We start from the raw sequence: 13072 nt of genomic DNA on the forward strand, positions 1-13072 counted from the left end.
CCTCCAGTGGTTAATCGGATTTTTCCTCCCACATTGGGAATCAGTCTTCTACTACAATACCCATGCTGCGAGCTGTACCTGCGATCATTGACATGGCAGCTTCAAGTGATGCTGCGTTAAGGTCAGGCATCTTCTGTTCTGCAATCTTTTGAACATCAGCCTTAGAGATTGTTGCAACCTTTGTCTTGTTAGGTACGCCTGATGCCTTGTCAATACCGCATGCCTTCTTAATAAGAACTGCTGCAGGCGGAGTCTTTGTGATAAATGTGAATGTACGGTCTTCATATACAGTAATTACTACAGGAATGATAAGACCTGCGTCATTCTTTGTTCTTTCGTTAAAGTCTTTTGTAAAAGCAACAATGTTTACACCGTGCTGACCAAGAGCCGGTCCTACAGGTGGTGCCGGAGTTGCTTTACCGGCAGGAATTTGAAGTTTAATTAAACCTACTACCTTTTGAGCCATAATTATTTTCCTCCTAAAAAATGTGGTTATTGGCGGAGAAGCATATCTCCTCCCACTCATAAGATGCTATAAATAACACCCTACGGTAAATGCAGCAAAGCTGCTGATTACTAAAATCAATCTTTGACCTTTTCCAATTGGTCAAGTTCAAAATCAACTGAAGTTTCACGACCGAACATAGATACAATTGCTTGTACGCTGTTGTTGGCAGTGTCTATTGATTCAACAGTACCGGTGAAGCCCTCAAGAGGACCGTCAATAACGGTTACCATATCGCCCACTTCGTACTGAACCTCTACGCTTACCTTTTCTACGCCAAGGTTTCTAACCTCTTCTTCGGTAAGGGCAACAGGCTTGCCTTCAGGTCCTACAAAACCTGCACAACCTCTTGTGTTGCGAACAATGTACCAAGTGTCGTCTGTCATTATCATCTTTACCATAATGTATGAGGGAAAAATCTTTCTTTCGATTTCCTTCTTTGTGCCGTCGTCCTTAACTTCAACAACGGTTTCGGTAGGAATGACAATATCCTGAATCATATCAGTAAGATTAAGGTTTTCGACCTTATTCTTAAGGTCGGTTGCCACCTTGTTTTCATAACCTGAAAATGTATGAGCAACATACCATTTTGCTTCTTCCATCGTGTGCCTCCTTGATTATTCGGCAGTGGTGGCTTCTGTTGTAGCTTCGGTAAGAGCCTCGGCTGTTGTTTCGGCTGTTGTTTCCTCTGATTGGCTTGTAGTTGTCTGTGCCAACTGCTTAATGCCCTTCATACCGCTTGTAAGACCAAGGTCGATAACATAAATTACCGCACTTACAATAGCGATTACTACGATAACAACGAGGGTGTTCTTTAACACTTCCTGTGCCTTAGGCCATGAAACCTTTTTACCTTCACTGTTTACACTCTTAAAGAAACCTGCAATTGACTTGAACGGATTTTTCTTAGACTTCTGCTTATCGTTCTTTGACTTTTTAGCGTCTGTCTTCTTAGCCTTTTTATCTTCAGCCATCGTTATTCCTCCGTTACTTTGTTTCTCTGTGAAGTGTGTGCTTCTTACAGAAACGACAATACTTGTTCATCTCAAGTCTGTCAGGTGTGTTTTTCTTGTTTTTCATTGTGTTGTAATTGCGTTGTTTGCATTCAGTGCAAGCTAATGTAATCTTAACTCTCATTTTGGCACCTCCTAATTAATTTCGATAACAATCTCCCTCGTGCTGTCTGGGTTCGCAACGCTTACGAACCTGTCGAAAACAGGGCACAAAAATAAAACCCTTTTTACGAGGTACAAAGACTATACCACAAATGTCAATCAATGTCAAGGTTTTTTTGATGTGAAAGCCCCGCAAAAAACATATTTGGAACATTGTATATATAAGTGATAAAAATTTATGTTGAAATTTATTTATAATGTATTATAATATATATACAATTTTATTACAACAATTTATTCGCATACAGGGAGAATAATATGAAGGCGGTAATAATCGGTGGCGGTGCTTCGGGCATTGCGACCGCTGTCAGAATAAAACAGAATAATCCTAACCTTGATGTGACAGTGCTGGAACATCTTGATGATATATTGAAGAAAATTCACGCAACAGGCAACGGCAGATGCAACATTGCAAACAAAAACGCCGAGCACTACAACGAGGTGCTTGAATTCTTGAATTCCCTGGGTATTGTTTTGCGTGAGGACGAATGTGGCAGAATGTATCCGTATTCTCTTCAAGCCTCAACTGTTGTTGAAGTGCTCAAGAACCAATGCGACGAACTCGGCATAAATATCGTGACCGAATGTGAAATAAACAGAGTTGAGCATTTTGGTGACGGATTTTATGTTTACACAAACAAGGGTGTGTTCGACTGTGTTACCCTTGTGCTCGCTACGGGTGGCAAGGCGCAGAAAACACTCGGCTCGGACGGCAGCGGATACGATTACGCAAAGGCTCTCGGTCATTCAATCACCGAGCTTTCCCCTGCTCTTGTTCAGCTCAAATCATCAAACAAGAATTGCCGTTCGCTCAAAGGCACAAGAACAAAATGTCTTGTTAAAATCGAAACCGACGGTGAGATTTTGGGTGAAGAATACGGCGAATTATTGTTTACGGACTACGGTCTTTCGGGAATCGTTGTGATGAACCTTTCAACCCTCATCAACGACAAAAGGCTTCAATCCGGACAGGACAAAGCTGTTGCAATCATCGACTTTGTTCCCGAAATGAGCGAAGAACAGCTTGTGGCTCACTGCGAAAAATTCCATTCCTTTGACGGAATACTACCGTTGAAACTTGCAACAATAATTGAAAAGCAATCAGGCGGTGACATCCAAAGAGCCGCAAGGTGCATCAAAAATCAGCGAATAATCATCACAGGCACAAAGGGATACGAATTTGCCCAAATCACGAAGGGCGGAGTTCCAAACAGCGAGTTGACAGACGAAAACGAATCAACGCTTGTGCCTTTCCTTTACATAGTAGGTGAACTGACCGACAATCAATTTGAATGTGGCGGTTTCAACCTTACATACGCATTATACAGCGGACTGAACGCTGCAAACAGTATTACAAAAAGATTGACATTGAATAACTATGATAAGAATTAACGAAATAAAATTGTCGCTTGACGATGACGAGGCTCTCCTCAAATCAAAAGCGGCAAAGACCTTAAAAATAAATGAAAAATACATCACAAATCTGACGATATTCAAAAAGAGCGTTGACGCTCGACGCAAGGATGATGTTCATTTCACATACAGCGTTGATGTGACAATATCGCTTGACGAAGAGCAGATTGTTGCAAAGTGCAAATCGAACAAGGCTATGATAGTTAAGCCTTACAAATACGAATTGCCTGCAAACAACAGAGGCTCACAATTCCGTCCGATTGTTGTCGGCTTCGGTCCGGCAGGAATGTTGGCAGGGCTTATACTTGCACAGGCAGGAGCACAGCCGATTATCCTCGAAAGAGGCAAGGACATTGACGCAAGACAGCGTGATGTAAACGAATTTTGGACAAAGCGCAAGCTCGATGAAGAAAGCAATGTTCAGTTCGGTGAGGGCGGAGCAGGCACTTTTTCTGACGGCAAGCTCACAACGGGAATCAAAAGCCCGTTCATCCGCAAGGTACTTGACGAACTTTATGAAGCAGGTGCTCCCGAGGAAATTCTATATTCCTCAAAGCCACACATCGGCACTGACAGGCTTGCAATAGTTGTAAAAAACATCCGCAAGAAGATTGAACAACTCGGCGGAGAGGTTAAACTCGAATGCAGACTTGACAAACTCCACACAGCAAACGGAGCGGTTCAGGGTGTGTCATATATCTGCCACGGAGAACGCTTTGACATTGAAACCGACAGCGTAATTATGGCAATCGGTCACAGCGCAAGAGATACCGTTGAAATGCTGTACAACCTCGGAGTTGAGATTATCCAAAAGCCGTTTTCGGTCGGTGCAAGAATCGAGCATCCGCAAAGCCTCATCAACAAGGCTCAATACGGCAAATTCGCAGGACATCCGAAATTGGGTGCAGCCGACTACAAACTTGCCTGCCACGGACTTCACGAGCGTGGCGCATACACATTTTGTATGTGTCCGGGCGGTACTGTTGTTGCAGCCGCAAGCGAAAAAGAGGGCGTTATCGTGAACGGTATGAGTTCGCTTGCCCGTGACGGAGAAAACGCAAACTCCGCACTTTTGGTTGGAATCGAGCCAAAAGACTTTCCGTCTGACCATCCGCTTGCAGGAATATATTATCAAAGAGAAATTGAGCACAAAGCATTTGAACTTGCGGGCGGAGATTACAGAGCACCGGCACAGCTTCTCGGCGACTTCCTTGCAGGCAAAGAAAGCAAACAGCTTGGTGATGTTCAGCCTACTTGCCCTACGGGAGTTACGCTCACAAACATTGAAGAATGTTTGCCACAGAAAGTTTCGGCAACAATGAAAGACGCAATAGTGCAAATGGACAACAAGCTCCACGGCTTCAACCTTTATGATGCAGTGCTCACAGCACCCGAAACAAGAAGTTCAAGCAGTGTCCGTATTTTGCGTGACGAATTTTTGGAATGCAACATTCAGGGCGTTTATCCGTGCGGAGAGGGTGCTGGATACGCAGGAGGCATTGTTTCTGCCGCTGTTGACGGAATCAAATGTGCCGAGGCGGTGCTCAAAGACGAGCATTACAAAATAAGTTGACTAAAAACAATATAAATAGTATAATATAAGACATCAAAAATTGGAGGACATTTCAATGTTAAATTCTGAAAAAACACTTGACCAAATCGTTGCTCTTTGCAAAGGCAGAGGCTTTGTATATCCGGGCAGTGAAATCTACGGCGGACTTGCAAACACTTGGGACTACGGTCCGTTGGGTGTTGAACTCAAAACAAACATCAAGGACGCTTGGAGGAAGAAGTTTATCCAAGAGAACAAATACAATGTAGGTCTTGATTCCGCAATTTTGATGAACCCACAGACATGGGTTGCTTCAGGACACTTGGGCGGTTTCTCTGACCCGCTTATGGACTGCTGTGAATGTAAAACCCGTCACAGAGCAGACCAAATCATTGAGGACTTTGACGGCACAAATGTTGCAGGCTGGTCAAACGAAGAACTCAGCAACTACATCAAGGAAAAGAACATTCCTTGTCCAAACTGCGGTGCTCACAACTTCACCGACATTCGTCAGTTCAACCTTATGTTCAAGACTTTCCAGGGTGTAACAGAGGACAGCAAGGACGAAATCTATCTCCGTCCCGAAACCGCACAGGGTATCTTTGTTAACTTTGCAAACATCCAAAGAACAACAAGAAGAAAAGTTCCTTTCGGTGTTGCTCAAATCGGTAAGTCATTCAGAAACGAAATTACTCCGGGCAAGTTCATCTTCCGTGTTCGTGAATTTGAGCAAATGGAACTTGAATTCTTCTGCAAGCCGGGTACAGACCTTGAGTGGTTTGAATACTGGAGAGGTTTCTGCAGAGATTGGCTCTACTCACTCAACATCAAGCCTGAAAACCTCAGACTTCGTGACCACGACCCTGAAGAACTTTGCTTCTACTCAAAGGCAACAACCGACTTTGAATACAACTTCCCATTCGGTTGGGGCGAGCTTTGGGGCGTAGCAGACAGAACAGACTACGACCTCACACAGCACATCAAGACTTCGGGCAAGAATCTTGAATACTTTGACGGCACAACAAACGAGAGATACATTCCGTATGTTATCGAGCCGTCACTCGGTGTTGAAAGACTCTTCCTTGCAGTTCTTTGCGAAGCATATGACGAAGAAATGCTTGACGAGGAAAAGAACGACAAGAGAATCGTTATGCACTTCCATCCGGCTCTTGCACCGTACAAGTGCGCAGTTCTTCCTCTTTCAAAGAAGCTCAACGAGCAGGCTGAAGAAGTGTTCCAAAACCTTTCAAAGAAGTTTATGGTTGACTATGATGACGCAGGCTCAATCGGCAAGAGATACCGCAGACAGGACGAAATCGGTACTCCGTTCTGCATCACATACGACTTTGACTCTGTTGAGGACGGTTGCGTAACAGTTCGTGACAGAGATACAATGGAGCAGGTTAGACTTCCTATTTCAGAACTCGAAGCATTCATTGAAGAAAAAATCGCATTCTGACAAACATAACAAAAAGGCTACTTTGGTATTCACACCAAAATAGCCTTTTTTATTTTCGATTAGCTTGTCAACTTTGTTCCGAGCAGTTCATCCATACTGACATCAAAAAGGCTTGCCAAATCAGTCAACTTTTTCAAATCGGGCATAGCCGTGCCGTTCTCCCATTTGGAAATATTCTGACGGGATGCATTCATTTTCTCCGCAAGGTATTCCTGTGAAAACTCCTTTTGTTTTCTAAACGCTCTCAAATTCTCATCAAATTTTATATAAGCTACCTCCTTTGCTAACCTAATGATAGCAAAAATCAACCGTTTTAGCAATCAAAAAACGGTTCCATAATGTAAACTTACGGTTGCGAAAAACAAAACGCATTCAGTTTTATCCGAATGCGTTTCAATTTCAAATTATTTTACAACTTCAACATCACTTGCAAGAACAAATTTATCGCTGTCCTTGGTGTAGGTAACTTTAACCTTGTCGCCCTTGTTAATGAGAAGAACATCCATACAATCGGTCACGGTGATGTAATAATACTTGCCCTTAACCTGCAAGTAGTAAACCGTGTTGCCGTCATTTACAGAAGTTTTGATGTCCTTAACTTCGCCTGTAACAGTGAGTTTTTGTTCTTCCTGCGGTTGTTCGGTTGTTGAATCCGCCGAAGCATTATCACCGTCAACCACAGTATTTGACGAGGAGTCATCAACCTTGTAATCATCGGCATTTGCGTCTTGGTCAACTTTATTCTTATCTTTAAGAGCCGAAATATAGTTTTCAACCGCCGCATTAAGTGCGTTTGAATGTGACTTTTCATTATCAAGAAGTCCTGTACCTACGATAGTTTTGTCATCAAGGTTTACAAGCGCATAGCCCTTAACCGTGTAGCCGTCACCATAAAGCGACATAAAGTAGGTTGGCTGACCCTCAATATCAAGAAGAATCGGGAATGTAGCCTGATAACGATATTGCTGAACCATATCAACAGCAGAAGCCTGTGCCGAACTTTCCTGAGCACCGCCGTTTTTGTAATATCTGAGTTCTTTTGTGCGCTGATTGCAAAGGATGAAGCCGAAGTTTGATGTGTCTGCCTCAGCAGATGTAACGCCTGTGTAAACCCACACATCATCGTCCATAGCAATAACTCCGCTGCCGTCCGATGTAACATTTACATCATTTTGGAAAATAATTGAGTTCCAGAAGCCGTGTGAAAGCTTGCCGTGATAGTTATATTGCTGAATAACAAGATTTTCGTTGTAAACAACATCAATCCAGTTGAGAGAGTCATCCGTGCGGATTTGACCCATACTGTAGTATTCGCTTTCGCCTGTGAGTGCATCGGTTACGATTGCGCCCTTTACATCGGTACCGCCGAAAAGACCGATTGTTTTGTCAAGTACCGGAGTAATCCAATAAGGGTGTGCCTCATCGTCAATTTCAAAATTAGGGGTGTCAAGAAGTGCGGTTGGATACTGAAATCTCAAATGACGGATAAGTTTTTCATTAAAAAGTTCCGTTGGAGAATACTTGATACCGCTGCCGAATTTTTCAACGCAGTTAACAACAGTTACATTTTGGCTGACAAGGTCTGTGAGCATATATGCCGGCAAACCGTTCTTTGTGTTGTTGAACCACTTGAAAACATTGGCATATTCAAGATATGCAACTCTGACAGGATGATTTTTGTAATTGATTTGAGTCGACACATTGGAAACAACATATTGGCTCTTGTATTCCGAAAGTGAGCCAAGCTGTTGGTCTGCAAGAACCTTTGATGTGAGAGCATCAAGACGAGGAACATCGGTGTAATTAATATCCTTGAAGTCCTCGGAAAAACTGCTTTCCTTAACATCGACAAGTTCGCTGTAGCTCTTTGCACGGAAAAGTGTGCAGCCCACAAGCCAGCCGACCGCCATAACAACAAGCATCATAGCAACCAACACAATCGGAAAAATCGAGCGTTTTTTGCAATATTCACGGCGTTCTACTTTTTTGTTTGCACCGCAAAGAAGATAAAACGAAGCGCAGAAAATTGCAATGATTATAAACCAAAATGTGTAAAAATCTGTTGATTTGAAATTCATTGCAGGAATCATCATATAATAAACGCCTGCACCCGCAACCAAGGTAATAAGAAGTGAAATCAAAAATTTAAGACCTACTTTTGGCGGCTTAACAACCACTTCGACCTCGTTGCTTGATGGCCATTTGAATTTTGATTTGAAACTGTCGATTACTTCGTCAGCGTCATAATCCATATTTGGAATTTTATCACTCATAAAAAATCTCCTTTAAAAATAGTATAAATATTATACTATATACGCACTGCATAATCAAGCAAACAATTTTTGAACAAAGCGAGGGTGTTGCTCAATTCAAAAACAGCTTCCCCTGCAAGCAAGGAAAGCTGTAATAAACTTGATATTTAATTATCTTCTGTCGCCACGACGATTATCTCTTCTTGACTTGCGAGGAGCTTCTTCAATATCATTTTCAGGTGTCATACCCTCAAGTTCAATCAAAGCATCTCTTCTTGAAAGATTGATTCTGCCCTGGTCGTCAATCTCAATGCACTTAACGATGATTGAATCGCCAACATTAACAACATCCTCAACCTTTTCTGTTCTCTTAACATCAAGACGAGAAATGTGAACAAGACCTTCCTTGCCCGGAGCAATCTCAACAAATGCACCGAAGTTCATAATTCTTGTAACAACACCATTGTAGAAAGCGCCAACTTCAGGATCGGTTGCGATAAGCTTAACAACGCCTACTGCACCCTCGCACTTTTCTGCGTCAACACCTGAAATGAATACTCTGCCGTCTTCTTCAATGTTAATCTTAACTTCATATTCAGCCTGAATTTCCTGAATAACCTTGCCGCCCTTGCCGATTACATCGCCAATCTTGTCAGGGTCGATTTGAAGTGTGTACATCTTTGGAGCGTACTTTGAAAGTTCCTTACGAGGCTCGCTGATAACAGGGAGCATAATTTCGTCAAGAATGTAATTTCTTGCCTTGTGTGTCTTTGCAAAAGCTTCCTTGATGATTTCAGGAGTAAGACCGTGTACCTTAAGGTCCATCTGAATTGCAGTGATACCCTTCTTTGTACCTGCAACCTTGAAGTCCATATCGCCATAGAAGTCCTCAAGACCCTGAATGTCAACCATTGTCATAAAGTCGCCGTAAACGCCCTCATCGCCTGTGATAAGACCGCAAGAAATACCTGCTACAGGAGCTTTAATCGGAACACCTGCTGCCATAAGAGCAAGAGTTGAACCACAGATTGAACCCTGTGATGTTGAACCGTTTGAAGAAAGAACTTCTGATACAACACGGATAGCATATGGGAACTCATCAACAGACGGAAGAACAGGAACAAGTGCCTTTTCTGCAAGAGCACCGTGACCGATTTCTCTTCTGCCAGGGCCTCTTGACGGCTTTGTTTCGCCAACTGAATATGATGGGAAATTGTAGTGGTGGATATATCTCTTTTCTGTTTGCTCATCAAGACCGTCAAGGATTTGTGCATCATTCATAGGACCGAGTGTTGCAACTGAAAGTACCTGTGTTTGACCTCTTGTGAACATACCTGAACCGTGAACTCTTGAAAGAAGGTCGATTTCGGCATTAAGAGGACGAATCTCGTCAATACCTCTGCCGTCAACTCTCTTGTGTTCATCCTTGAGCCAAGCACGAACAACATGCTTTTGAACAAGATACATAATCTCGTCAATCTTGCCCTCGTTGCCCTCAAAGAGCTCGTCAAACTTCTCGTGAACTGCATCATAAATAGGAAGAAGAGCCTCATCACGAACATTTTTGTCGTCTGTGTCAAGTGCTTTCTTAACATCCTCAATGCAGAAGTCCTCGATTTGAGCAAGGATTTCAGGATCAGGATCTGATGATTCGTAAGCGAACTTTGGCTTGCCGATTTCATCAACAATACCCTGAATGAAATTAACAATCTTCTTATTTTCTTCGTGACCTGCCATAATAGCGTCAAACATTTGCTCATCGCTGATTTCGTTACCGCCTGCTTCAATCATAGCGATAAGGTCTGCTGTTGAAGCAACTGTAAGAACAAGGTCGCTCTTTGCTCTGTCATCAAGACCCGGGTTGATGACGATTTGACCGTCAACAAGACCGACATTTACGCCTGAAATAGGACCGTCCCATGGAATATCCGAAATTGCGATTGCAGCAGATACACCGATCATAGCTGTGATTTCAGGTGAGCAGTCAGGGTCAACAGACATAACTGTTGCAACAACCGAACAGTCGTTTCTCAAATCCTTTGGGAACAAAGGACGGATAGGACGGTCGATGCAACGAGATGTGAGGATAGCTTTTTCGGAAGCTCTGCCCTCTCTTCTTTGGAATGAGCCCGGAATACGGCCAACCGAATACATTTTTTCTTCGTAGTCTACGCTGAGTGGGAAGAAATCAACGCCCTCTCTCGGCTTTGCCGAAGCTGTTACATTACACAAAACCTCTGTTTCGCCATAGCGAGCAAGGATTGATGCGTTTGCAAGGCCTGCCATCTTACCTGTTTCAAGGGTAAGTTTTCTGCCGGCAAGCTCTGTTTCCCATACTTTAAAATTCTTGAAAAACATACTTTTACCTCTCTAAATTAATATTTTTATTATATATCAAAAGGAGGGCAATAGTAATAAACTCAAGGCATAAATCTGTGCAATTACGCCCTCAATTTACTACTATTGTTTGCTCCTCCTTTGGAATCAAAAACAAACAGGCAAGCGATGCCAAACAGGTATCACTTGCCAACGGATTATTAGTCCTCGTTTTCAGCCATGTTACGCTCAAGAGTGTTACGGATGCCGAGCTTTGCGATAAGTGCACGGTATTCGTTAATATCCTTCTTGTAGATGTAAGCAAGAAGGTTTCTTCTGTGACCTACCATCTTGAGAAGGCCTCTGCGTGAGTGATGGTCCTTCTTGTGAACCTTGAGGTGCTCTGTGAGTTCGTTGATTCTCTTTGTGAGAACAGCAACCTGAACCTGTGCAGAACCTGTGTCACCCTCGTGAGTAGCGTATTCAGCCATAATAGCTTGCTTTTCTGCCTGTGTCATAATTAAAATCACCTTTCATAATAATATTTGCATTGCGAAAAACACAGTAGTGGGCTCGGTGTATGTCGTATCCGACTTGCCCCCAGAACCGAGTCATCCGCATTAAGCAAAAAGATTATATCACACAAAATCGGATTTGTAAAGAATTATTTTTATCCTTATCAATTCCGAAATTTTGAGTTTAATACTTTTATTCGGTTATAATTCCAAACAATTCTTTAATTCTGTCATCCTGCTCGGTGAGGTACAAATATCCGAAAAGTGCCTCAACACCTGTTGCGATGTGGTATTCACCCTGACTTGCGGATTTTGGATTATGCCCCACCTTGGCATTTCTGCCACGCTTATACACTGCGGTTTCCTGCTCGGTGAGAACATCCTTGATTTTGTCATAAGCCAATGTTTGAGCCTTTGCCGACACAAATTTTACGCTTTCCTTGTGCAAATCATTTACGGGACGGTTTGCATCAAGCACCAAGGTTTCACGCACAAGCATTTCATAAATGCAGTCGCCGATAAACGCAAGGTTAAGCGGACTGAGTTCGTTTGGATGTGCTTCTTTATCTGTAAATCTCATTACGGAATATACTCGAATTCAATGTCATAAAGGCTGACAATGTCGCCCTCTTGAATCCCTTTCTCTCTTAATGCGTCAAACACGCCACTCTTTTCAAGCACTCTTTGCATATACTGAAGTGCCTCGTAGTCGGTGACATCAATACCCTTGAGAACTCTCGGGAACCACTTCGCCTCAACAAGGTAGTAGCCCTCGTCCTCTTGAGTAATCTTGAAGCTGTTGTCATCCTCCGGAATGAGTGACTCAAGCGGAATTTCCTCAACATCGTATTCCTTAATCGGAGGAAGCTCCTTGAGCATATTCCAAGTGACATTCATCAATTCTTTTGTGCCCTCCATAATCGGCGCACAAATAGAATAGTATTCATAGCCTTTATCGTTGACATATTTTTTGAACTCTTCAATCTGTTCAGGCTCTGCCATATCAATCTTGTTGCCCGCAACAATCATAGGACGCTCCGCAAGGTCGGGATTGAATTTTTTGAGTTCCTCGTTGATTTTTTCAAAATCATCAATCGGATTTCTGCCCTCACTGCCACTGACATCAACAATGTGAATGAGCATTCTGCAACGCTCAACATGGCGCAGGAACTGATGACCCAAACCAACGCCCTCACTTGCACCCTCGATAAGTCCCGGAATATCGGCAAGAACAAAGCTGTTGCCCTCGCCCATACTTACAACGCCGAGATTCGGCACAAGAGTTGTGAAGTGGTAATCGCCGATTTTCGGCTTCGCCTGTGAAACAACAGAAATAAGACTACTTTTGCCGACTGACGGATAGCCGACAAGACCGACATCCGCAAGAAGTTTAAGTTCAAGGCTAACTTCCCACTCCTCGCCCGGAACACCCGGTTTTGCAAAACGAGGAACCTGACGGGTTGAAGTTGCAAAGTGCATATTGCCCCATCCGCCTTTTCCGCCTTTTGCGGCAACAAAACGCTCCGTTTTGCTCATATCCGCCATAACAGCCTTGCTGTTTGCTTCACGGATGATTGTGCCACGAGGCACTTTGATTTCGAGGTCTTGACCTTTTTTGCCGTTGCAACGACCGCCTTTTCCGCCCTCGCCGTTTGGTGCAGAATACTTTCGCTTATATCTGAAGTCGGCAAGAGTTGCAAGATTGTCGTCAACTACAAAAACAACATCTCCGCCCTTTCCGCCGTCACCGCCGTCAGGACCGCCTGCCGCAACATATTTTTCTCTGTGAAAGGCAACCGCACCGGCACCGCCGTCGCCGCCTTTGATTTTTATTTTCGCAATATCTACAAACATATTATCACCATTTTAATAATGGGCTGTCAAT

At 43.3% G+C, this 13072-nt stretch carries 13 protein-coding genes; 3 read left to right on the forward strand and 10 right to left on the reverse strand.

Features of this window, described 5'->3' with window-relative positions:
• Positions 1 to 40: 40 nt before the first annotated feature.
• The 4 genes from rplK to rpmG all read right to left on the reverse strand — a co-directional run bounded on the left by rplK (position 41) and on the right by rpmG (position 1642).
• Positions 41 to 466 (reverse strand): 50S ribosomal protein L11, encoded by a 426-nt coding sequence (gene rplK / locus B5D29_RS01760; RefSeq protein WP_078767859.1) that lies wholly within the window; start codon positions 464 to 466, stop codon positions 41 to 43.
• A gap of 116 nt (positions 467 to 582) precedes the next feature.
• Positions 583 to 1107 (reverse strand): transcription termination/antitermination protein NusG, encoded by a 525-nt coding sequence (nusG, locus tag B5D29_RS01765; protein ID WP_078767860.1) that lies wholly within the window; start codon positions 1105 to 1107, stop codon positions 583 to 585.
• Between the two features lie 15 nt (positions 1108 to 1122).
• Positions 1123 to 1479 (reverse strand): preprotein translocase subunit SecE, encoded by a 357-nt coding sequence (gene secE / locus B5D29_RS01770; RefSeq protein ID WP_078767861.1) that lies wholly within the window; start codon positions 1477 to 1479, stop codon positions 1123 to 1125.
• A 13-nt stretch (positions 1480 to 1492) separates the two neighbouring features.
• On the reverse strand, positions 1493 to 1642 hold the full coding sequence (rpmG, locus tag B5D29_RS01775) for a 50S ribosomal protein L33 (RefSeq protein WP_022194415.1): 150 nt from the start codon (positions 1640 to 1642) through the stop codon (positions 1493 to 1495).
• Between the two features lie 296 nt (positions 1643 to 1938).
• On the opposite strand from rpmG, the gene B5D29_RS01780 reads away from it, so the two are divergent.
• Genes B5D29_RS01780 through B5D29_RS01790 form a run of 3 tightly spaced genes read left to right on the forward strand, consistent with a single transcriptional unit; the run spans position 1939 to position 6104 of the window.
• Entirely contained in the window at positions 1939 to 3072 is a 1134-nt protein-coding gene (locus tag B5D29_RS01780) for an aminoacetone oxidase family FAD-binding enzyme (protein WP_078767862.1), read from the forward strand.
• Entirely contained in the window at positions 3059 to 4666 is a 1608-nt protein-coding gene (locus B5D29_RS01785) for an NAD(P)/FAD-dependent oxidoreductase (RefSeq protein ID WP_078767863.1), read from the forward strand. The genes B5D29_RS01780 and B5D29_RS01785 overlap by 14 nt, the downstream gene beginning before the upstream one ends.
• A gap of 55 nt (positions 4667 to 4721) precedes the next feature.
• A complete protein-coding gene (locus tag B5D29_RS01790; protein WP_078767864.1) occupies positions 4722 to 6104 on the forward strand; it encodes a glycine--tRNA ligase in 1383 nt (460 codons plus the stop codon).
• Between the two features lie 59 nt (positions 6105 to 6163).
• Here B5D29_RS01790 and B5D29_RS01795 read toward each other — a convergent pair whose 3' ends face one another.
• From B5D29_RS01795 to obgE, 6 genes are all read right to left on the reverse strand, one after another.
• A complete protein-coding gene (locus B5D29_RS01795; protein WP_159443374.1) occupies positions 6164 to 6352 on the reverse strand; it encodes a helix-turn-helix domain-containing protein in 189 nt (62 codons plus the stop codon).
• A 156-nt stretch (positions 6353 to 6508) separates the two neighbouring features.
• On the reverse strand, positions 6509 to 8377 hold the full coding sequence (locus B5D29_RS01800; protein WP_078767866.1) for a hypothetical protein: 1869 nt from the start codon (positions 8375 to 8377) through the stop codon (positions 6509 to 6511).
• Between the two features lie 150 nt (positions 8378 to 8527).
• Positions 8528 to 10714 carry a polyribonucleotide nucleotidyltransferase gene (locus B5D29_RS01805; RefSeq protein WP_078767867.1) on the reverse strand — a complete coding sequence of 729 codons (2187 nt, stop codon included), beginning with the start codon at positions 10712 to 10714 and terminating at the stop codon, positions 8528 to 8530.
• A gap of 179 nt (positions 10715 to 10893) precedes the next feature.
• Complete coding sequence (gene rpsO, locus B5D29_RS01810) at positions 10894 to 11190, reverse strand: 30S ribosomal protein S15 (RefSeq protein WP_078767868.1); 297 nt, start codon at positions 11188 to 11190, stop codon at positions 10894 to 10896.
• Between the two features lie 190 nt (positions 11191 to 11380).
• Entirely contained in the window at positions 11381 to 11767 is a 387-nt protein-coding gene (locus B5D29_RS01815; protein ID WP_078767869.1) for a Mini-ribonuclease 3, read from the reverse strand.
• Positions 11767 to 13041, reverse strand: coding sequence for a GTPase ObgE (gene obgE, locus B5D29_RS01820; protein ID WP_078767870.1), 1275 nt, complete (start codon positions 13039 to 13041; stop codon positions 11767 to 11769). The genes B5D29_RS01815 and obgE overlap by 1 nt, the downstream gene beginning before the upstream one ends.
• Positions 13042 to 13072: the final 31 nt, after the last annotated feature.

The sequence above is a fragment of the Eubacterium coprostanoligenes genome, from assembly GCF_900167205.1.
Taxonomy (GTDB): Bacteria; Bacillota; Clostridia; order Oscillospirales; family Acutalibacteraceae; genus Eubacterium_R; species Eubacterium_R coprostanoligenes.

Coding starts and splice junctions, on each gene's coding strand:
- rplK (WP_078767859.1), bottom strand. CDS start 466: ATGGCTCAAAAGGTAGTAGGTTTAATTAAACTTCAAATTCCTGCCGGT.
- nusG (WP_078767860.1), bottom strand. CDS start 1,107: ATGGAAGAAGCAAAATGGTATGTTGCTCATACATTTTCAGGTTATGAA.
- secE (WP_078767861.1), bottom strand. CDS start 1,479: ATGGCTGAAGATAAAAAGGCTAAGAAGACAGACGCTAAAAAGTCAAAG.
- rpmG (WP_022194415.1), bottom strand. CDS start 1,642: ATGAGAGTTAAGATTACATTAGCTTGCACTGAATGCAAACAACGCAAT.
- B5D29_RS01780 (WP_078767862.1), top strand. CDS start 1,939: ATGAAGGCGGTAATAATCGGTGGCGGTGCTTCGGGCATTGCGACCGCT.
- B5D29_RS01785 (WP_078767863.1), top strand. CDS start 3,059: ATGATAAGAATTAACGAAATAAAATTGTCGCTTGACGATGACGAGGCT.
- B5D29_RS01790 (WP_078767864.1), top strand. CDS start 4,722: ATGTTAAATTCTGAAAAAACACTTGACCAAATCGTTGCTCTTTGCAAA.
- B5D29_RS01800 (WP_078767866.1), bottom strand. CDS start 8,377: ATGAGTGATAAAATTCCAAATATGGATTATGACGCTGACGAAGTAATC.
- B5D29_RS01805 (WP_078767867.1), bottom strand. CDS start 10,714: ATGTTTTTCAAGAATTTTAAAGTATGGGAAACAGAGCTTGCCGGCAGA.
- rpsO (WP_078767868.1), bottom strand. CDS start 11,190: ATGACACAGGCAGAAAAGCAAGCTATTATGGCTGAATACGCTACTCAC.
- B5D29_RS01815 (WP_078767869.1), bottom strand. CDS start 11,767: ATGAGATTTACAGATAAAGAAGCACATCCAAACGAACTCAGTCCGCTT.
- obgE (WP_078767870.1), bottom strand. CDS start 13,041: ATGTTTGTAGATATTGCGAAAATAAAAATCAAAGGCGGCGACGGCGGT.